The sequence below is a fragment of the Stenotrophomonas sp. 93052_Sma genome (genome assembly GCF_056481145.1).
Genome location: NZ_CM151134.1, coordinates 114,816 through 134,354 on the forward strand (window position 1 = coordinate 114,816; position 19,539 = coordinate 134,354).

Annotated in this window: 14 protein-coding genes and 4 pseudogenes; 16 read left to right on the forward strand and 2 right to left on the reverse strand. The window is 67.3% G+C overall.

The features are described 5' to 3' along the window. The first annotated feature begins 59 nt into the window (after positions 1-59). From ACZK2V_RS00485 to ACZK2V_RS00525, 9 genes and pseudogenes are all read left to right on the forward strand, one after another. Positions 60-689, forward strand: a complete 630-nt coding sequence (locus ACZK2V_RS00485; RefSeq protein WP_010487235.1) for a ParA family protein — start codon at positions 60-62, stop codon at positions 687-689. A 49-nt stretch (positions 690-738) separates the two neighbouring features. After that, complete coding sequence (locus ACZK2V_RS00490; RefSeq protein WP_005407539.1) at positions 739-1,215, forward strand: SixA phosphatase family protein; 477 nt, start codon at positions 739-741, stop codon at positions 1,213-1,215. 4 nt (positions 1,216-1,219) lie between these two features. Next, complete coding sequence (locus tag ACZK2V_RS00495) at positions 1,220-1,837, forward strand: YceI family protein (protein WP_032128717.1); 618 nt, start codon at positions 1,220-1,222, stop codon at positions 1,835-1,837. Next, on the forward strand, positions 1,834-3,885 hold the full coding sequence (locus ACZK2V_RS00500) for a phospholipase D family protein (RefSeq protein WP_071228820.1): 2,052 nt from the start codon (positions 1,834-1,836) through the stop codon (positions 3,883-3,885). Before ACZK2V_RS00495 ends, ACZK2V_RS00500 begins: the two co-directional genes overlap by 4 nt. A 10-nt stretch (positions 3,886-3,895) precedes the next feature. After that, positions 3,896-4,330 (forward strand): hotdog fold thioesterase, encoded by a 435-nt coding sequence (locus tag ACZK2V_RS00505; protein ID WP_486322891.1) that lies wholly within the window; start codon positions 3,896-3,898, stop codon positions 4,328-4,330. Between the two features lie 164 nt (positions 4,331-4,494). Continuing rightward, positions 4,495-5,242: pseudogene (locus ACZK2V_RS00510) on the forward strand (lysophospholipid acyltransferase family protein). Between the two features lie 52 nt (positions 5,243-5,294). Next, positions 5,295-6,282, forward strand: a pseudogene (locus ACZK2V_RS00515) (YheT family hydrolase). 56 nt (positions 6,283-6,338) lie between these two features. Then, positions 6,339-8,407, forward strand: a pseudogene (locus ACZK2V_RS00520) (tetratricopeptide repeat protein). Positions 8,408-8,417: 10 nt separating this feature from the next. Then, complete coding sequence (locus ACZK2V_RS00525; protein ID WP_049423164.1) at positions 8,418-9,029, forward strand: YbhB/YbcL family Raf kinase inhibitor-like protein; 612 nt, start codon at positions 8,418-8,420, stop codon at positions 9,027-9,029. 137 nt (positions 9,030-9,166) lie between these two features. Here the strand turns inward: ACZK2V_RS00525 and ACZK2V_RS00530 are convergent, their stop codons facing one another. Further along, on the reverse strand, positions 9,167-9,994 hold the full coding sequence (locus ACZK2V_RS00530; RefSeq protein ID WP_049423162.1) for an META and DUF4377 domain-containing protein: 828 nt from the start codon (positions 9,992-9,994) through the stop codon (positions 9,167-9,169). Between the two features lie 73 nt (positions 9,995-10,067). Next, positions 10,068-10,860, reverse strand: a pseudogene (locus ACZK2V_RS00535) (undecaprenyl-diphosphate phosphatase). A 224-nt stretch (positions 10,861-11,084) separates the two neighbouring features. Between ACZK2V_RS00535 and glnA the strand changes: the two are divergent. From glnA to ACZK2V_RS00570, 7 genes are all read left to right on the forward strand, one after another. Next, positions 11,085-12,494: a type I glutamate--ammonia ligase gene (gene glnA, locus ACZK2V_RS00540; RefSeq protein ID WP_004153533.1), complete on the forward strand. Its 1,410-nt coding sequence runs from the start codon at positions 11,085-11,087 to the stop codon at positions 12,492-12,494. 394 nt (positions 12,495-12,888) lie between these two features. Further along, positions 12,889-13,227, forward strand: coding sequence for a P-II family nitrogen regulator (locus ACZK2V_RS00545; protein WP_004134334.1), 339 nt, complete (start codon positions 12,889-12,891; stop codon positions 13,225-13,227). A 21-nt stretch (positions 13,228-13,248) separates the two neighbouring features. Continuing rightward, complete coding sequence (locus ACZK2V_RS00550) at positions 13,249-14,679, forward strand: ammonium transporter (protein ID WP_049423160.1); 1,431 nt, start codon at positions 13,249-13,251, stop codon at positions 14,677-14,679. Between the two features lie 229 nt (positions 14,680-14,908). Continuing rightward, the gene (locus ACZK2V_RS00555; RefSeq protein WP_486322892.1) at positions 14,909-15,655 is read left to right on the forward strand and encodes an N-acetylmuramoyl-L-alanine amidase; all 747 of its coding nucleotides are present in this window, start codon (positions 14,909-14,911) and stop codon (positions 15,653-15,655) included. Positions 15,656-15,722: 67 nt separating this feature from the next. Beyond that, positions 15,723-16,898, forward strand: coding sequence for a murein transglycosylase A (gene mltA / locus ACZK2V_RS00560; RefSeq protein ID WP_486322893.1), 1,176 nt, complete (start codon positions 15,723-15,725; stop codon positions 16,896-16,898). Between the two features lie 84 nt (positions 16,899-16,982). Beyond that, complete coding sequence (locus ACZK2V_RS00565) at positions 16,983-17,297, forward strand: hypothetical protein (protein ID WP_049423150.1); 315 nt, start codon at positions 16,983-16,985, stop codon at positions 17,295-17,297. 105 nt (positions 17,298-17,402) lie between these two features. After that, entirely contained in the window at positions 17,403-19,448 is a 2,046-nt protein-coding gene (locus ACZK2V_RS00570) for a TonB-dependent receptor (RefSeq protein WP_486322894.1), read from the forward strand. Positions 19,449-19,539: the final 91 nt, after the last annotated feature.

Here is a 19,539-nt window from a genome sequence, read left to right on the forward strand (position 1 = left end):
TACCTCCCGTCACCATCACCGGTGTACGCTCGGGGCACGTACCCGGAAGCGAGGCTGGCATGAAGACGATCCTGGTGGCCGGTTCCAAGGGCGGGGTGGGCAAGACCACCGTCGCCACCCACCTGGCCGCGTACGCGGCATTGCAGGGCAAGGCCACGGTGATTGCCGATGCCGACCCGCAGGGTTCCAGCACCCGCTGGGCACAACGCCGTGCCGGGCTGGAAAGCGCGGTGCTCCCCATCGACGTGTATCGGAAGAAGCAGTGGGCGCAGAAGCTGCCCGACGGCACCGACACCGTCATCATCGATGCGCCGGCCGGTGCCCTGGCTGACGATATTCCCCATTTCCTCGACGCTGCCGACGCGGTGGTGGTACCGGTGCTGCCCTCGGCGCTGGACATCGAAGCGATCGTCGGCTTCCTCAACAGCCTGGCCCAGAACCCGCGCGTGCACAGCCGCAAGCTGCCGGTGGGGCTAGTGCTCAACCGTACCAAACCATGGACCCAGACCTCGCAGCAGGCGCTGCAGATGCTGGGTGAATGGCCGTACCCGGTGGTCGCGCAGCTGCGCGACAGCCAGAGCTATGTGGTCATGACCGGCCTGGGCCGCAGCCTGTTCGACTACCGCTCGGCCCAGGTGCGCGAGCACCAGGCCGACTGGGAGCCGCTGCTGTCCTGGCTGAAGCTTTGATGCCTGCGTCACTCTTTCTGCTGCATCCTCTTCTTCATGGAAACCCGCGATGCGTGAACTGATCCTGCTGCGCCATGCCCATGCCGAACCGGCTACCCCCGGCCAGGCCGACCTCGACCGGCCGTTGTCGCCGGTGGGGCTCGCCGAAGCCGAAGCCGCCGGCAAGTGGCTGAAGGAGAACAACCTGCTGCCGGACTGCGTGCTGTGCTCACCGGCGCGGCGCACCCGGGAGACCCTGGAAGCCGTGCTCGGCACCATCGGCTATGTCGAGAAGCGCCTGGAAGACCGCATCTACGAGGCTACCCCCGGCACCCTGGCGGCGCTGGTGGACGACCGCCGTGACCTCGACCGGGTGCTGATCGTCGGCCATAACCCCGGCCTGGAGCGCCTGGTGGCGTTGATGACGGAAGGCACCAGCAGCGACTATCGCGGCATGCCGCCGGCCGGCATTGCCGTGCTCGGCTTCCCGCGCGAGGCCTCGATCGAGCCGGGCGTGGCCAGCCTGAACGCGTTCTGGTGGCCGTGATCCAATGAGCCTGGCGCGGCGCAGCCGCTTTCTGCTGCCCGTGCTGCTGGCTTCCGGCGCGGCCTGGGCTGCCGCGCCACCGCCAACGCCCTTGCCGCCGGTGGTCGCTGAAGCGCACCGGGTCCTGCACCTGGATACCCAGCGCTCGCAGATCGGTTTCGAGGTGCGGACCCGCTTCGGGCAACGCATCGAAGGCCTGTTCCCGCACTTCGAGGGTCGCATCGAGATCCTCTCCGACGGCCGCCATCAGGTGCACCTGAAGATGTTCACGCGTTCGGTCGAGATCCCCGGCAAGGCGCGCTACACCGGCTGGATGCGCGGCGAGGAGTTCTTCGACGCAGGCCGCCACCCGGTGGTCGAGTTCGACTCGCTGCCGTACTGGCCGGAGACCGTGGAAGACGGGGGCGACATCAACGGGCGGCTGACCCTGCGCGGGATCAGCCACCCCGAGACACTGAAGGTCGAGAAGGCGGATTGCGCCCGACCCGGCTATGATTGCGACGTCGTCAGCCGCGGTACCGTGCAGCGAGGCCGGTATGGAATGGACAGCTGGCAGCTTGCCTTGAGTGACCGAGTGACCTTCGTATTGCGAGCGCGCCTGAGCGAGGCGCCGAAACCGTGAACCTCCTGCTGCGTGTACTGGCGCTGGCAACCGTGTTGCTGGGCAGCGGTTGTGCATCGCTGTCCAATGCCGAGCGCGACCGCGCCGAAGCGATCGCCGTGCAGGCGCGCTCGATCCAGGTCGACTGCCAGCGCGCCGACCGCTGCGCACAGGATTCGCCGCTGCGGGCGTTGGCCGGCCGGGCGTTCACCGAATCCACCCCGGAGCAGCCGCGCCACTACGCCACCCTGCTGGACGAGGGGGAGGGCGCCCTGGTGGCGCGCCTGAACCTGCTGCGCAGTGCCACCCGCAGCATCGACCTGCAGACCTACATCTTCGACAAGGACGACAGCGCGCGGCTGGTCATCGACGAACTGCTGGCCGCGTCGCGGCGCGGGGTGAAGGTGCGGGTGCTGATCGACCAGCTCTCGGCGATCTCCGACCTGGAGATCCTCGGCGCGCTGTCCGGTGCCCACCAGAATTTCCAGCTGCGGGTCTACAACCCGACCTTCGGCAAGGCCCGGCTGAACTACTTCGATTACGCCGGCAGCGTGCTGTGCTGCTTCCGTCGCTTCAACCAGCGCATGCACAACAAGCTGCTGGTGATCGACGATGCGATCGGCGTGGTCGGCGGCCGCAACTACCAGGACGACTATTACGACTGGGATCGCGAGTACAACTTCCGCGATCGCGACGTCATGATCGCCGGCCCGGAAGCACGGGCGATGGCGGCCAACTTCGATGCGTTCTGGCGCGCCAAGCGCAGCGTGCCGGCCGAGCGCCTGAATGACGTGGGCCGCACCCTGCTGCGCGAAGGCGTGCCGGTGCTGCCGCCCGCCACGTTCCGCCGCCCGGAGCGGGTGCAGCGGGTCAGCGCTGAAGCCAATGACATGGAGTTCGTCACCCGTTCCTTCGTGGATACCGCGCTGCCGGTGGCCTCGGTGCGCTACGTCGCCGACCTGCCGCGCAAGCACCGCCGCGAGAAGGCCGATGCCCCGCTGGCCGGCCAGCACGTGACCGAGCCGCAGCTGGATGCACTGATCGCCGGCGCGCAGAAGGAAGTGATCCTGCAGACGCCGTACCTGGTGCTGTCCAAGCCGGCGCAGAAGCTGTTCCGCGAGCTGCGCAAGCGCCCGCAGCCGCCGCGCGTGGTGGTGTCCAGCAACAGCCTGGCGGCCACCGACAACCCGATCGTGTATGCGCTGTCGTACAAGTACAAGCGACGCAACATGCGCGAACTGGGCTTCAACATCTTCGAGTACAAGCCGTTCCCGCTGGATGCACCGGTCGACTACCGCAATCTGCTGCCCGACCCGATCGCCGCGCCCGGAGGCGACGACGACGGCGGGCGCAATCCGCTGATCGGCGGCAGCGCCGCTGGCAGCAATGCCGGTGGTGGCAGCGACGGGGATCTGGCCGCGCCCCGCAAGCAGGTGGCGGTGCATCATCCGCGTACCGGCAGTGCCTACCAGAACGCGCGCGAACGTCGCCGCGCCGCCGGCAGCGAGGTGGAAACGCGCCTGCTGCGCACCGAGACGCGTCCGTCGTTCCTGGGCAGCAAGGCGGTCAACAAGCCGTTGCCGGTCACCCGCAAGGGCGCCCGCATGGGCCTGCACGCCAAGTCGCTGGTGGTCGATCGCCGCATCGGCGTGGTCGGCACCCACAACTTCGATCCGCGCAGCGAGAACTACAACACCGAAGGCGCGGTGATCATCGACGATCCGGTGTTTGCCGAGCAGCTGGCCGAGAGCATCCTGCGCGATACCCATCCGCAGAACTCGTGGACAGTGGCGCCGCGGGCCAAGCCGCCAGTGCTGTCGGGCCTGAACTACAGCGTCGGCAAAGCCTCCGAAGCGCTGCCGATCCTCGACTTCTGGCCGTGGCGCTACGCCACCGACTACGAGTTCAAGCCCGGTCCGGACTGCCCGCAGCCGCTGCCACGGCAGGACCCGGCGTTCCACAACTGCTACGTCGCCGTCGGCGACTTCCCCGAAGTCAACGTCGGCCCGAAGTGGCTGCTGGTGCGCATGCTGACCGCATTCGGCGCCGGTCTCGTTCCCATCCTCTGAAGGTACCCGCATGGCCCAGGTGTTCCGCGAAGCCGTTTCCATCGAGCAGCTCAACGCGCTCAGCCGCAACACGGCGATTGGATCCCTGGGCATCGTCTTCAGTGCCGCCGGCGAGGATTGGCTGCAGGCCACCATGCCGGTGGATGAGCGCACCCGGCAGCCGTACGGCATCCTGCACGGCGGCGCCTCGGTGGTGCTGGCCGAGACCCTGGGCAGCAGCGCCGGCAACCTGTGCGTGGATACCGGCAAGCAGATCTGCGTGGGCCTGGAAATCAACGCCAACCACGTGCGCGCCGTGCGCTCGGGCACGGTCACCGGCACCGCCCGCGCGCTGCACGTCGGCCGCAGCACCCAGCTGTGGGAGATCCGCATCGAAGACGAGCAGGGCCGGCTGGTGTGCATCTCTCGGCTGACCCTGGCGGTGGTGGCCGCCGGCCACGGTTGAGCCCCCGGCGGGCGTGTTGACGGCGGCAGAACCCAGCGTTCCCCGCCGATTGCCCCGGTCAATGGCGGTTATGGCCTAAATCGGCTGGCAGCTGCTGCGGCGCTCCGGTATCGTGCGCGGATGACTTCCCCCCCACTCCGGCCCCCCGTGGCGGCGTGGCGCGTGTGTGCCGTTACCTGTACCGCGTACCGCTGCTGTTGGTCCACATCATCGTGTTCCTGCCGCTGATCCTGATCGGCATGCTCCCGCCGTGGGGCGAGCTGCGCGTGGGCGAGGATACCTTCGGGGCGAAGGTGGTGAACTGGTGGCAGGGCGGCCTGATGTGGATCTTCGGCTTCCGCCTGTCACGGGTGGGCCAGCCCTTGCCCGGTGCCGTGCTGTTCGTCGCCAACCACGTCAGCTGGGTCGACATCTCCATCCTGCACAGCCAGCGCATGATGGGCTTCGTCGCCAAGCGCGAAATCGCCAGCTGGCCGCTGGTCGGTTGGCTCGCCGCGCGCGGGCAGACCATCTTCCACCAGCGCGGCAATACCGAATCGCTCGGTGGCGTGATGCAGGTGATGGCCGATCGCCTGCGTGCCGGCAAGGCAGTAGGCGTGTTCCCGGAAGGGCGCACCCGCGGTGGCCATGAAGTGGGGCCGTTCCATGCCCGCATCTTCCAGGCCGCGGTCGAAACCGGTGTTCCGGTGCAGCCTGTGGCGCTGGTCTATGGGTTCAAGGGTGACGCACAGACCATCGTGGCATTCGGCCCGGGCGAGAGTTTCGCCGCCAATTTCCTGCGCCTGCTGGGTGAGCCGGCGCGGCATACCGAAGTGCATTTCCTGGAGCCGATCGGTACCCAGGACCTGGAAGGCCGTCGACGCATCGCGGAAACCTCGCGCGCGCATCGTGGCGGCCATGAGCACCGGCTGAGGGCACGGTGGCCCTGGTCCCGCCACCCGTCCTGGACGCCGGTACACCGACGTTGCATGCGACTGACTACCAGCCGCCGCGCTGGCTGCGCAATCCGCACCTGCAGTCGATGCTCAGCTCCAGCCGCATGCGCCTGCAGCGCGGCCTGCTGCTGCTGGCGGCCACCGGTGCGGTCAGCGAAGAGCTGATCCTCGATGGTGGTGATGGCGTGCGCCTGCAGGGCTGGCACAGCCATGTCGAAGGCCGCGAGCCCAAGGGCATCGCGCTGCTGCTGCATGGCTGGGAAGGCAGTGCCGAATCCAGCTACATGCGCATGGCCGCCGCGCGCATGATCGAGCAGGGCTTCGACGTGGTGCGGCTGAACTTCCGCGACCACGGCAACACCCATCACCTGAACCCCGGCATTTTCCACTCCAATCTCATCGATGAAGTGGTGCACGCCGCGGGCGATATCGCCCAGCGCTGGCCGCAGCTGCCGCTGGTGGCCGCCGGTTATTCGCTGGGTGGCAACTTCGTGCTGCGCCTGGCCCTGCGCGCCGGCGGCCGGCGTGCCGCTGCTGCGCGTCGCCTCGGTGTGCCCGGTGCTGGACCCGGCGCTGACGATGGAGAGCATCGAGAACGGCCCGGCGATGTACGACTGGTACTTCCGCCGCAAGTGGGCCGGCTCGCTGCGCCGCAAGCGCGATCTGTTCCCCGAGCTGAGCGACTGCGACGACCGCGTGCTGAAGCTGGACATCCGCGCGCTGACCGCCTGGCTGGTCGAGCGCCACACCAGCTTCGGTTCGCTGCAGGCCTATTTCGACGGCTACTCGATCGCCGGCGACCGCCTGTCGTCCCTGCAGGTACCGGCCGACATCCTGATGGCGCAGGATGACCCGGTGATTCCGTACGCGACCTTCAGCAACTGGCAGCTGCCGGGCCAGGCGCGCCTGGAAACCGCCTGCTGGGGCGGCCACTGCGGGTTCATCGAAAACTGGCGCGGCGACGGCTTCTCCGAGCGCTGGGTGGCGCAGCGCCTGCAGCGGGTGCTGGCGGGCTGAACCGGCACCGGTGCGTGGACCGCTACAATGCGGGTTTGCACTTGAACCGGACCGCCATGCAAGACCAGATCATCCAAGCGTTGCGCCAGAACCAGGCCGACCAGGCCGTGCAGCTGGCCCAGGCGTGGACCCGTGATGAACCCGGCCAGGCCGAAGCCCACCGCTGGCTGGCGCTTGCGCTGCAGCAGCAGGGCAAGGCCGAGGATGCGATGGAGGCGCTGCAGCAGGCGTTGCAGCTGGCCCCCGATGATGCCCAGCTGCACCTGCAGCACGCTGGCCTGCTGCTCGCCCTGCGCCAGTATCAGGGCGCTGACGAAGCGCTGGCACGTACCACCGGGCTTGACCCGAATTCCTTCGCCGCCTATCTGATGCAGGCGCACCTGGCGATCGGCCGCAACGACTTCGATGAAGCCCAGCGCCTGTCCACGCTGGCCTCGCGCGTAGAGCCGGACCACCCGGAACTGCTGACCATCGACGGCATGATCGCGCTGCGCCGCGACGACCCGGATCGTGCGCTGACGCTGCTGTCGGCGGCCAACCAGGCGCAGCCCAACGACACCCGCGTGCTGTACGCACTGGGCTTCGCCTACCTGGGCAAGGACATGCTGGCCTTCGCCGAGCAGGCGTTCCGCCGCGTGCTGGAGCTGAACCCGGCCATCAGCTCGCTGCATGGCCTGGTAGTGCAGTTGGCGCTGCGCCAGGGCAACCTGGAGGCGGCTGCCGAAGCGATGCAGATCGCGCTTCAGCAGGAAGGCATGGATACGCCGTCGATGCGTCGCCTTGCCGGTGAACTGTCGCTGCGCGGCGGCCAGCCGCTGCAGGCGCTGGACCATCTGCTGCCGTTGCTGGAATCGATCCCCGACGACCGCCAGGTGCTGCAGCTGCTGCTGATGTCCTGGCAGCGCCTGGGCCGCGAAGACGAGGCCCGCGCCGCCTGGACGCTGCCCTGGAACAGCATCCGCAGCTGCACGACCTGTGGCTGGCACGCCTGGCCGTGGAAGAAGTCGGCAGCCCGACCGCCGCGGCGACCGTGGAGCGCTGGATGGACGCGATGCCGGGTCATCTGCCGGCACTGGAAGCACGCCTGCGCCTGCATGACATGGTGGGCGAACACGAACAGGCCGAAGCCATCGCCGAACGTATCGTCAGCCTCGAACCGGGCCGCGTCAGTGGCGAAACACGCCTGGTCGAAGGCCTGCTGCAGCGTGATCCGGTTGCCGCGATCGCGCGCGTGCAGGCGCTGATCGACAGGGCGCCGGACGGCCATCGCGCCGACCTGCGTACCTGGCTGGGTGAAATCCAGGACCGCGCTGGCCAGCCGGAACAGGCGCTGCAGACGTGGATGGCGCTGCAGGCCGACCAGGCACCGCAGCGCCTGCCGCTTCCACCGCAGGCCAAGGCGCCGCCGAGCTGGCCGGAGAAGGGCGAGATCGACAGTGATGCCAGCTCCGCGCCGATCTTCCTGTGGGGTGCGCCGGGTTCGGGTGTGGAGCGGGTTGCGACCGGCCTGGCGGCCGCCAGCCCGGTGCTGCGCAGCGACCGCTACACCAGCAATCCGCCGGATGATGCATTCCAGAACTACCACACGCTGCAGGACCTCGCCTCCGGCGTGCTGACCCCGGAGCGGCTGGTGCAGCGCTGGCGCGAGCAGCTGCCGGCGCGTGGCCTGCAGGGTGATGCCGTCATCGACTGGCTGCTGTGGTGGGACAACGCCCTGCTGTGGGCGCTGCGCCCGCAGCTGCCGCAGGGACGACTGGTGCTCGTGCTGCGTGACCCGCGCGACATGCTGCTGGACTGGGTGGCCTACGGCGCTGCCGCTCCGCTGGCGATGACCTCGCTGGCTGAAGCCAGCGAATGGCTGGCGCGCGGGCTGGCGCAGGTTGCCACCCTGCATGAGGAAGAACTGTATCCGCACGTGCTGCTGCGCATCGACCAGATCGGCAATGATCCGCACGCGATGGCCGAGCTGCTGGGACGCCTGTTCGAGCGGCAGATGCCGCCGGCCGCACAGCTGGGCGCACCGCGCTTCCCGCCGGGCCACTGGCGCAACTACCGCGACGTGATGAGCGCCGCCTTTGCCAAGCTCACCCCGATTGCGGTGCGCCTGGGTTACCCGGAAGAGTAAGGAGAAGCCGATGCAACTGAGCAGCCACAGCCTGACCAACGGCGCGCCGATCGACCGCGCGTTCGCCGCCGGCGATGCCACCGGCTTCGCGCCGGACCGCAATCCGCACCTGGCCTGGAACGGTGCACCGGAAGGCACGCGTTCGTTCCTGCTGGTGTGCGTGGACCCGGATGTGCCGACCGTTGCGGAAACGGTCGGCCGCAGCGACATGACCGTGCCGCGCGACCAGCCGCGCTGCGACTTCGTGCACTGGGTGATGGCCGATATTCCGGCCTCGGTGCAGGAGATCGCCGCCGGCAGCTGCAGCGATGGCTTCGTGGTGAAGGGCAAGACCGCACCGGCTGGCCCGGCGGGCAGCCGCCAGGGCCTGAACGACTTCACCGGCTGGTTTGCGGGCAACCCGGACATGGCCGGCGATTACCTGGGCTATGACGGCCCGTATCCGCCGTTCAACGACGAACGCGTGCACCGCTATTTCTTCCGCGTGTTCGCGCTGGATGTGGCCTCGCTGGAACTTCCGGCGCGCTTCACCGCCGCCGACGCATATCGCGCCATGCACGGCCACGTGCTGGCCGAAGCCGCACTGCATGGCACCTACACGTTGAACCCGGCGCTGGGCTGAGCGGCACGATGGGTAGAGCCGGCCGCTGGCCGGCTTTGCTTCTGTAGCGTCGAGCCACCATGAAAAGGGGCAGTCGGCCAGCGGCCGGCCCTACCCACCACGAAGAAGGGCGACCTCGCGGCCGCCCTTCTGTCGTCTTACTTCTTCTCGATGGCCGACTCGACCACCATGTCCAGCACGTACGCCTGCGATGGCGCATCGGCCGGCGGGTTCTTCACTTCGTAGCGCTTCACGCGCACCACGTTGCGCACGCCGTCCTCGTGGGTGTAACCCTCGATGTTGCCGTAGAAGTTCTCGAACTTGCCCGGCTCACCCTGCTTCAGGCCCTTGTCGTCGAACTTCACTTCACGCACCTGCAGGCACTGGTAGTCCGGGATCAGCGGGTGCGAGCACTTCTCGGTCTTGGCGGCCACTTCCAGGAACACGGTTTCGCCGGCGCCACCGTAGCGGGTTTCAGCGGTCGGTTCCGGGTTGAACACCAGCACGTCGCCCTTGGCGGTGGTCAGGGTCAGCTTGCCATCGGCATCCTGCTCGGCCTTCAGCTCGCCCTGCAGGCGGCTCGACACGGCCTCGTCCAGCGCCATCAGCGCCTTGTCGGTGCAGGCCATCATGGTCGAGGCCATCGCACTGACCGTCAGCTTGCCGTCGGCCAGGGTGTAGCCGCCACCCATGTGGTTGCAGGCGTTGCTGACCGACAGGCGGCCATCAGCGAAGTCCAGGGTGACCGGCTTGTCTTCGCGGGCGAACAGCGCGTCGATGCGCTTGCCGTCGGCGGCGGTGGCCTGCTGCAGCAGCCAGTGCTGGCTCTGCAGGCGCTGCGCGTCTAGGTGCGCCAGCGTCTGCTGGTCTGCTGCCTTGGCCGCGGCCGGGGCCACGTCGTCGCCGCCGGTGCCGGCCGGGGCCGGGGTCTGGCTGCAGGCGGCCAGCAGGGCCAGCGGGAGGAGCAGGGTGAGCTTGCGGTTCATGGTGATTCTCCTTGGGGAACCGTGGGGGAAACGGGGTGGGGCCGGCAACGGGGTTACCGTGCCCCGGCGCTGTTCAGCTGCCGGAGGGCAACCACAGCAGCAGCGCGGCGCCCAGCGCGATTCGGTAAAGCGCGAATGCGGTGAACCTGTGCGATTTGATGTAGCCCATCAGCCACTTCACTACGACGAAGCCGGTGACGGCCGCGGCGAGGAAGGCCACGCCCACCTCGGTCCAGTTCTCGCTGCCCAGCTGTCCGGCCTTGGCCATTTCCAGGAAGGTGTAGGCGCTGGCGGCGAACATGGTGGGAATGCCGACCAGGAACACGAACTCGGCAGCCGCCGCGGCGGCTCAGGCCCAGCAGCATGGCCAGGAAGATCGCCGAGGCCGAACGCGAGGTGCCGGGGAACACGCCGGCCACCACCTGTGCCAGGCCGACGCCGATCGCCACGGTCCAGGTCACCTGGTCGCGGTCGGGCAGGCGCGCGGTGTAGGCCTCCACCAGCAGCATCCAGATGCCACCGATGATCAGTGCCCAGGCCACCGGGCTGACCGTCTCGGGCAGCGACCAGCCGGCTTTGCGCACCACCAGGCCGACCACGGCGGTGACCAGGAAGGCCGCGCCCAGCTTGAATACGTACTCGCGGTTCTCGCGCTGCCCGAAACCGGTGGCCAGCTGCAGCAGGCGCTGGCGGAACACCAGTACCACCGCCACGATCGCGCCGGCCTGGATGACGATGTTGAAGAAGTCCGAACGGGCACCCAGCCAGTGCTGGGCGATGAGCAGGTGGCCGGTGCTGGAGATCGGCAGGAACTCGGTCAAGCCTTCGAGGATGCCCAGCAACAGGGCGGAGAGCAGGTCGGACATGGACGGTGCGGGCACGCGCGGCAGGAAGGAAGAAGGTCGAGAGGATAGACGATCACTGCCGCACCAAACGGGTGCGTCCGCTGTCGGCTGCACCCATTTGGTGCGCACGGTTCTGCACCGCTGCGGGGCGGCCTTTTTGAAATCAATGACTTGCAGCCTGCGAAAAGTTGGCACGGTCGTTGCTGTACCTCAGCAGGCATTCATCCCCATCCGAGGTCGTACCGATGTCCGTGGAAAACGTTGAGAAGCTGATCAAGGACAACCAGATCGAGTTCGTCGACCTGCGCTTTGTCGACATGCGTGGTGTCGAGCAGCACGTGACCTTCCCGGTCAGCATCGTCGAGCCGTCGCTGTTCGAAGAAGGCAAGATGTTCGATGGCAGCTCGATCGCCGGCTGGAAGGGAATCGCCGAATCGGACATGGTGCTGCTGCCGGATACCGCCAGCGCCTACGTCGATCCGTTCTACGCCGATCCGACCATCGTGATCAGCTGCGACATCCTCGATCCGGCCACCATGCAGCCGTATGGCCGTTGCCCGCGCGGCATCGCCAAGCGCGCCGAGGCCTACCTGAAGTCCTCCGGCATCGCCGAAACCGCGTTCTTCGGCCCGGAGCCGGAATTCTTCATCTTCGATTCGGTCCGCTTCGCCAATGAAATGGGCCACACCTTCTTCCAGGTCGACTCGGAAGAAGCGGCGTGGAACAGCGGCGCCAAGTACGACGGCGCCAACAGCGGCTACCGTCCGGGCGTGAAGGGCGGTTACTTCCCGGTGCCGCCGACCGACACCCTGCACGACCTGCGCGCCGAGATGTGCAAGACCCTGGAACAGGTCGGCATCGAAGTGGAAGTGCAGCACCACGAAGTGGCCACCGCCGGCCAGTGCGAGATCGGCACCAAGTTCAGCACCCTGGTGCAGAAGGCCGACGAACTGCTGCGCATGAAGTACGTGATCAAGAACGTCGCGCACCGCAACGGCAAGACCGTCACCTTCATGCCCAAGCCGATCGTCGGCGACAACGGCAGCGGCATGCACGTGCATCAGTCGCTGTCCAAGGGCGGCACCAACCTGTTCTCCGGTGATGGCTACGGTGGCCTGAGCCAGCTGGCGCTGTGGTACATCGGCGGCATCTTCAAGCATGCCAAGGCCATCAACGCCTTCGCCAACTCGGGCACCAACAGCTACAAGCGCCTGGTGCCGGGCTACGAAGCACCGGTGATGCTGGCCTACTCGGCCCGCAACCGTTCGGCTTCGTGCCGCATTCCGTGGGTGTCCAACCCGAAGGCACGCCGCATCGAAATGCGCTTCCCGGATCCGATCCAGTCCGGCTACCTCACCTTCACCGCGCTGATGATGGCCGGCCTGGACGGCATCAAGAACCAGATCGACCCGGGCGCACCGAGCGACAAGGACCTGTACGACCTGCCGCCGGAAGAAGAGAAGCTGATCCCGCAGGTCTGCTCCTCGCTGGACCAGGCGCTGGAAGCGCTGGACAAGGACCGCGAGTTCCTGAAGGCCGGCGGCGTGATGAGCGATGACTTCATCGACGGCTACATCGCGCTGAAGATGCAGGAAGTGACCAAGTTCCGCGCGGCCACCCACCCGCTGGAATACCAGCTGTACTACGCCAGCTGACCGGTGGCGATGGCGGTGGGCTTCCCCCTCCCACCCGCCGCCATCGCTTCCGTCTTCGCGGCTGGGGAGCCGCAGGGCGGGCCCCGGTCCGCCGTGGTAGAGCGGACCCCGACCCGCCGTGGCAGAGCGGGCCGCTGGCCCGCCGTGGTAGAGCGGGCCGCTGGCCCGCTGCAGTAGAGCGGACTGTTGGTCCGCTGAAACAGGGGCAAGAGAGACCGGATACGCGACCAGGGCCGCCCTCCCTCCCGCGTCGGTCGTGCAAGGAGAGAGGCACGGCCGTCCCGGCCCTGTACGTGTCCGGTGCAACAGCCACGGCCATCATCCTGATGGCCGCTGGTTGCCTGATGCCAACGCGCGCTGGCGCGCTGGCCCCATCCACCCTCGGGACATGCGCATGAAACTGATCTCCGCCATCATCCGGCCGTTCAAGCTCGACGAGGTCCGCGAGGCCCTCTCCGACGCAGGCGTGTCGGGCATTACCGTGACCGAAGTGAAAGGCTTCGGCCGCCAGAAGGGCCACACCGAGCTGTATCGCGGCGCCGAGTACGTCGTCGATTTCCTGCCCAAGATCAAGATCGAAACCGTAGTCACCGACGAGCGTGCCGATGCGGTGATCGAAGCGATCCAATCGTCGGCAGGCACCGGCAAGATCGGTGACGGCAAGATCTTCGTCACCGCCGTCGAACAGGTCATCCGCATCCGCACCGGCGAAATCGGTGCCGACGCGCTGTAACCCCCTTCCGGAGACTCCCCCATGAAGATGCGCCTTCTCACCGGGTGGCAAGCCCGGTTCCATATCGTGTGCCTGTTGATGCTGCTGAGTGCGCTGGCTGCGGGTGCCTGGCCGGGCAGTGCCCACGCTCAGGCCCAGATCTCGCCGCTGCCGAGCGAAAGCGTGGCGGTCGAACCGCTGCAGGATCCGGTCGCTGCGGCCGCCGCACCGGCCGCGGCTGAAGCCGCCGCGACCTACGACCATGGCGACGTGGCCTGGATGCTGACGTCCACCCTGCTGGTGCTGCTGATGGTGGTGCCGGGCCTGGCCTTGTTCTACGGCGGCTTGGTGCGTTCGAAGAACGTGCTGTCGGTGCTCAGCCAGATCCTGGTGGTGTTCTCGCTGGTGCTGCTGCTGTGGGTGGCGTATGGCTACAGCGCGGTGTTCAGCGCCGGCAATCCGTTCTTCGGCTCGTTCACCGAATTCGCCTTCCTCAAGGGCTTCACTCCGGAGTCGGTCGGCAACACCCCGATCAAGGGCCTGCCGGACTACCTGTTCGTCGCCTTCCAGTCGACGTTTGCTGGCATCACCACCGCGCTGATCGTCGGCGCGTTCGCCGAGCGCATCAAGTTCCGTGCGGTGCTGCTGTTCTCGGCGCTGTGGTTCACCCTCAGCTACATCCCGATGGCGCACATCGTCTGGGGTGGCGGCTACCTGGGTGAGATGGGCGCGATCGATTTCGCCGGTGGCACCGTGGTCCACATCAACGCCGGTGTGGCCGGTCTGGTCGCCGCGTGGTTCGTCGGCAAGCGCCTGGGCTATGGCCAGACTGCGCTGAAGCCGCACAACGTGCCGTTTACCTATATCGGCGCGATGCTGCTGTGGGTCGGCTGGTTCGGCTTCAACGCGGGTTCCGCCGCTGCCGCCGATACCGTCGCCTCGCTGGCCTTCCTCAATACCGTGCTGGCCACGGCCGCTGCCGTACTCGGTTGGACGCTGGTGGAAGCGATCAGCAAGGGCAAGCCGTCGGCACTGGGCGCGGCCTCGGGCGCAGTGGCCGGCCTGGTCGGCATCACGCCGGCCTGCGGCACCGTCGGCCCGCTCGGCGCGATCATCATCGGCTTCGTCGCCGGCGTGGTCTGCGTGTGGGGTGTGACCGGTTTGAAGCGCCTGCTGAAGGTGGACGACACCGCCGACGTGTTCGGTGTGCATGGTGTCGGCGGCATCGTCGGCGCGATCCTTACCGGTGTGTTCAGTGCACAGTCGCTGGGTGGTACCAAGGCGGATCTGGATATCGCGCACCAGGTCTGGGTGCAGGTGGTCAGCGTCGGCCTCACCGTGGTGTGGTCGGCGGTGGTGACCACGCTGATCCTGCTGGTGGTGCGCAGCGTGGTTGGCCTGCGCGTGACCGAGGAAGCAGAGCGCACCGGCCTGGATGTGACTTCGCACGGCGAATCCGCCTACGACGCCTGAAGTAGCGGCAGAGCTATTGCATTGATGTTGTGGGTGCCGACCATTGGTCGGCACTTCCACTGTCCTCGTTCTGGTAGGTGCCAAGCTTGCTTGGCACGGGGTCTGGGTCTGCTCTGGTGGGTGCCGACCGTTGGTCGGCACAGCCGGAGTGGCGCATCCACGCCTGGCGTGGACCTACAGAATCTCCTTGTGACATGCATCATCGCGCCTGATCGCGCACAATCAGGCCATGCACCCGATCCGCACTGCCCTGATGCTCTCGGCCTGCCTGCTGCTGGCCGCCTGTGCCTCCGCGCCGCAGGAAACCCGCAACCCGCTCGCCACCTGGGTGCCGTCGCCGAACCAGAACGCGCGCACGCCCGTCATCATCGTCATCCATCACACCGAGCAGAAGTCAGTGCAGCAGAGCCTGCGTACGTTGCGCACGGCCAACAGCGGTGGACCGGTCAGCGCGCACTACCTGATCGGTGCCGATGGCCATCGCTATCAGTTGGTTGCCGATGAGCGCCGCGCCTGGCACGCCGGCGCCGGGCGTTGGGGCACCATCACCGACCTCAACTCGGCATCGATCGGCATCGAGCTCGACAACGACGGCCGCAGCCCGTTCAGTGCGGCGCAGATCGAATCGCTGATCGTGCTGCTGCGCGATCTCACCACCCGCCTGAACATTCCGCCGCGGCAGGTGATCGGCCATGCCGACCTGGCGCCGACACGCAAGCAGGACCCGAGCCGCTTTTTCCCGTGGCAGCAGCTGGCCGAGGCTGGATTCGGCGTCTGGCCGCGCGCTGTCGACGGTGCGGCGCCGGAAGGCTTTGACGCGTGGAGTGCGCTGGCCCGCTTCGGCTATCCGCTCGACAACCGGGACGCCGCCGTCGCTGCCTTCCACCGCCGTTTCCGTGGCCGCGACGACCTGCCGAAGACACTGGATGCCGAAGACGCCCGCATCCTGCATTCCCTGCTGCTGCAGACGCCGTGAGCCGGCGCATGAACGCTTGGCCCCGCGCTGGGTTGCCGCCCAGCGGCCGGCACTCCACCATGGCGGCATGATCGATTCCGCCACCTTCTTCAAGCGCAAGCACTGCATCCTGCTGGCAGCGGCCGTGCTCGCCGGCTGCTCCACCAGCGCTCCCCGCACCGGAACCGCAGTGCCGACGCCGGTCACGCCGCCCGCGGCCACCTATGCCAAGGCCGCATGGAGTGCACTGCCGCCGGTCTCCGACAGCGACCTGCAGGCCGGTTTCGTCGCCTGGCGCAGCAGCTGCACCCGCCTGAAGAACGATGCGGTCTGGGCCAAACCCTGCGCCACCGCCGCGACGGTTTCGGACAAGGACCCGGCGGCGATCCGCCAGTTCCTGCAGCGCGATTTGGATGTCTATGCATTGCGTGCCGGCGGCCACCAGGCCGACGGGCTGATTACCGGCTACTACGAGCCGATCTACCCCGGTAGCCTCACCCGCACGGCTGCTGCCACTGTACCGGTGTACGGCACGCCCGATGATCTGGTGGTGGTGCAGCTGGACAGCGTCTACCCGGAATTGAAGGGCAAGCGCCTGCGCGGGCGCGTCGAGGGCAAGGTGCTCAAGCCCTATGACGACGCCGGCACCATCGCGGCCAAGGGCGCCAAGGCGCCGGTACTGGCCTGGCTGACCGACCCGATGGACCTGCAGCTGCTGCAGATCCAAGGGTCGGGCCGGGTGAGCCTGCCCGATGGCACGCAGGTGCGGCTGGCCTATGCGGAACAGAACGGCCACCCCTACCGCGCGATCGGTCGCTGGCTGGTCGACCAGGGCCAGCTGAAGAAAGAAGACGTCACCATGGACGCGATCCGCGCCTGGGCCCGGGCCCATCCTGCGCGCGTGCCGGAACTGCTGCGCAGCAACCCCAGCTACGTGTTCTTCGTGCGCAACCCGGACAGCCCGGAGGGTCCACGCGGTTCACTGAACGTGCCGCTCACCGCTGGTTACAGCGTGGCGGTGGATCGCACCGTGGTGCCGCTGGGCAGCCTGCTGTGGCTGTCCACCACGCGCCCGGACGGCACCCCGGTGGTGCGCCCGGTGGCCGCGCAGGACACCGGCGGCGCCATTGCCGGCGAAGTGCGCGCGGACCTGTACTGGGGCAGTGGCGATGCCGCAGGCAAGCTGGCCGGCGACATGAAGCAGAAGGGCAACATCTGGATGCTGTGGCCGAAGGGCGTGGCGCTGCCTGCGTCGGCCCGGTGAAGCACTCACCTGCGCGCTGCGAGGTCGGGCGATAATGGCGCCATTCCGAACTTTCCGGCCGCGCCTGCGGCCAGGACCTCTGCAATGACCTACGCAAAGCACAACGCAAAACCCGGCGCGAAATCCGCCGCAAAGAAGTACTACAAGCACTGGGCCGAATCGGGCCTGGGCAAGGGCAACGTGCTGATGGAAGCCCGTGGCGAGAAGATCGTGCGCCAGGTGGAGATCTACGGCACCAGGATGGTCTGGGCCGACGAGCATGCCCACAGCGATGACCGCTTCCTGCTGGCCGACCAGCCGGTGTCGTTCTTGGATTTCGACGAAGACGACGAAATCTCCGCGCGCGAATTCGAAAGTGCCTGGAAGAAGGCTCGGGAAGCTACCGGCTACCCGGTGTAAGCCACCGCTCCACCCCGTTTTTGTAGAGTCGAGCATGGCTCGACTCCACATGGCAGACGCATGTAATGTTATATAATTACATTTCATCTGCGCCCGTCCACCCCCATGAAAACCTCCACGCTGGTGGCCACCCTCGCGGCGGCTCCGTTCGCCCCTGAAGCACTCGCACAATCGGCCGACGCCGCACTCACCCTCGGCAGGGTGCAGGTACACCAGCACGGGGAGGGCCAGCTGAGCGCGCACCAGGTGCTGACCTCGGTGGACGTGCTGGGCGCGGACCAGATCGAAGACCGAAACGTCTCGCACAGCTGGGAACTGCTCGGGCAGATGCCCGGCATCCAGCTCACCGAAACCCGGCAGGGTGCCGAATCGGGCAAGGTCAGCTTCCGCGCCTTCAACGGTGAGGGCTACCTCAATGCCATCAAGACGCTGATCGATGGCATCCCCAGCAACGTCAACAGCGGCAACCAGCGCTTCATCGACATGCTGTTCCCGCTGGAAATCAGCTACATCGAAGTAGTGCGCGGTACCAACGATCCGCGCTATGGCTTGCACAACATCGGCGGCAACGTGAACTTCGGCACGCGCCAGGGCGGCAGCTATACCGATGCGCGGCTGGCCTACGGCAGCTACAACACCCGTGATGCGCAGCTGGCGGTAGGCCGTGAAGCCAATGGCGTCGCACAGAACTATTTCGTCGGCACCCAGGCCAGCGATGGCTACCGCGACCACGACACCTCGAAGAAATATTCGCTGGGCGGCAAGTGGTTCTACGGCTCGCTGGACGAGGGCCTGCGCGTGGGCCTGACCGCGCGTGCGTACCACCACGAAGCCGAAGAACCCGGCTTCATGACCGCCGACGAACTGCGCACGCATCGCCGCGGCAGCGACCTGCGCAACGGCAACGATGGCGATGACCGCGACATGCGCCAGATTGCCGCGCACCTGGATATGAAACTGTCCGAGAGGCTCACCTTCGGCACGCGGCTCTATTACAACCGCTACGAAGACGACCGCCGCGTGACCTTCAGCGACCTGCCCACCGGCAACCTGCCGCGCCAGCGCCGCGTGTGGGATGAGCGGCAGACCGGTCTGCTCAGCACGCTCACCTGGCAGGCCAGCCCCGCGCTTACCGTCGAGGGCGGCTTGAACTACGAGCAGCAGGACAACAGCTACCTCCGCGATCGCTACGCCTACGCCGAACCCACCGACTTCAGCCGTGCCCCGGCACGGGTGCAGAACAACGACCCCCACAGCTTCGACAATTGGGGCGCCTACGTGCAGGCCATCTACCAGCCCGTCGAGGCGTGGAAGATCGTGCCGGCCTACCGTGTGGACCGCTTCAGTGGCCGTACCCACCTGATGAACGGCCTCAGCGCTCGGCTGCAGGATTACGGCAGCATCGGCCAGCCCAAACTGAGCGTCATCCACAGCCTGGGCGAGAACACCCACGTCTACGCAAACTGGGGCCGCACCTTCCAGGTGCTCACTGGATCCACCGCGCCGGCTTACCTCGCCCCGGGCCAGGCGCCGATGCATCCGTCCACCAACACCGGCATGGAGCTGGGCCTGAAGTTCCAGCCGTTCGCGGGCAGCCAGGCACGTCTGGCGGTATGGCAGCAGGATGCGGAAAACGAGGTGTCCAACATGCCGGCCACCGGTACCACGGTCACCTTGGGCAAGACCCGCCGACGCGGCGTGGATGCGCAGTTGAGCCTGCAGCTGGGCGACGACTGGACGGTATGGGCGTCGCACGCCTACCAGGAAGCGAAGATCACCCGCGACGACCGCGACGCCAGCATTTCCCTGCAGGGCCGCGAAGTGGCCGCCACCCCGCGATACATCAGCAACCTGGGGGCGGATTACCGCGCCAGCGACGCGCTTCGCCTCGGCCTGCAGGCACGCGCGCAGGGCGACTACTACCTTGAGGAGCGCAATGTGGCCGGAAAGTTCGGTGGCTTTGCCGTGCTCGACCTCAGCGCGGCCTACCAGATCAACCCACGCTGGAGCGTGGACCTGCAGCTGAAGAACGTTACCGGACGCCAGTACGCCTACGCCTGGTACGACAGCTTCTTCTGGGACAGCGCTCGCCCGATGTTTTCGCCGGCCCCTGGCCGTAGCGTGTTCGTCGGCCTCAATATGAAACTGTGACCCGCTCACGTATCCGGTAGTGGGCGAGCTTGCTCGCCCTGCGGCAGTGGTCAGGGCCCTTTCCTGACGGAAAGGGATCCGACCCCGGACC

Bases quoted from the DNA above. Each gene is read 5' to 3' on its own strand.
- ACZK2V_RS00485 (WP_010487235.1), top strand. From the start codon at position 60: ATGAAGACGATCCTGGTGGCCGGTTCCAAGGGCGGGGTGGGCAAGACC.
- ACZK2V_RS00490 (WP_005407539.1), top strand. From the start codon at position 739: ATGCGTGAACTGATCCTGCTGCGCCATGCCCATGCCGAACCGGCTACC.
- ACZK2V_RS00495 (WP_032128717.1), top strand. From the start codon at position 1,220: ATGAGCCTGGCGCGGCGCAGCCGCTTTCTGCTGCCCGTGCTGCTGGCT.
- ACZK2V_RS00505 (WP_486322891.1), top strand. From the start codon at position 3,896: ATGGCCCAGGTGTTCCGCGAAGCCGTTTCCATCGAGCAGCTCAACGCG.
- ACZK2V_RS00525 (WP_049423164.1), top strand. From the start codon at position 8,418: ATGCAACTGAGCAGCCACAGCCTGACCAACGGCGCGCCGATCGACCGC.
- ACZK2V_RS00530 (WP_049423162.1), bottom strand. From the start codon at position 9,994: ATGAACCGCAAGCTCACCCTGCTCCTCCCGCTGGCCCTGCTGGCCGCC.
- glnA (WP_004153533.1), top strand. From the start codon at position 11,085: ATGTCCGTGGAAAACGTTGAGAAGCTGATCAAGGACAACCAGATCGAG.
- ACZK2V_RS00545 (WP_004134334.1), top strand. From the start codon at position 12,889: ATGAAACTGATCTCCGCCATCATCCGGCCGTTCAAGCTCGACGAGGTC.
- ACZK2V_RS00550 (WP_049423160.1), top strand. From the start codon at position 13,249: ATGAAGATGCGCCTTCTCACCGGGTGGCAAGCCCGGTTCCATATCGTG.
- ACZK2V_RS00555 (WP_486322892.1), top strand. From the start codon at position 14,909: ATGCACCCGATCCGCACTGCCCTGATGCTCTCGGCCTGCCTGCTGCTG.
- mltA (WP_486322893.1), top strand. From the start codon at position 15,723: ATGATCGATTCCGCCACCTTCTTCAAGCGCAAGCACTGCATCCTGCTG.
- ACZK2V_RS00565 (WP_049423150.1), top strand. From the start codon at position 16,983: ATGACCTACGCAAAGCACAACGCAAAACCCGGCGCGAAATCCGCCGCA.
- ACZK2V_RS00570 (WP_486322894.1), top strand. From the start codon at position 17,403: ATGAAAACCTCCACGCTGGTGGCCACCCTCGCGGCGGCTCCGTTCGCC.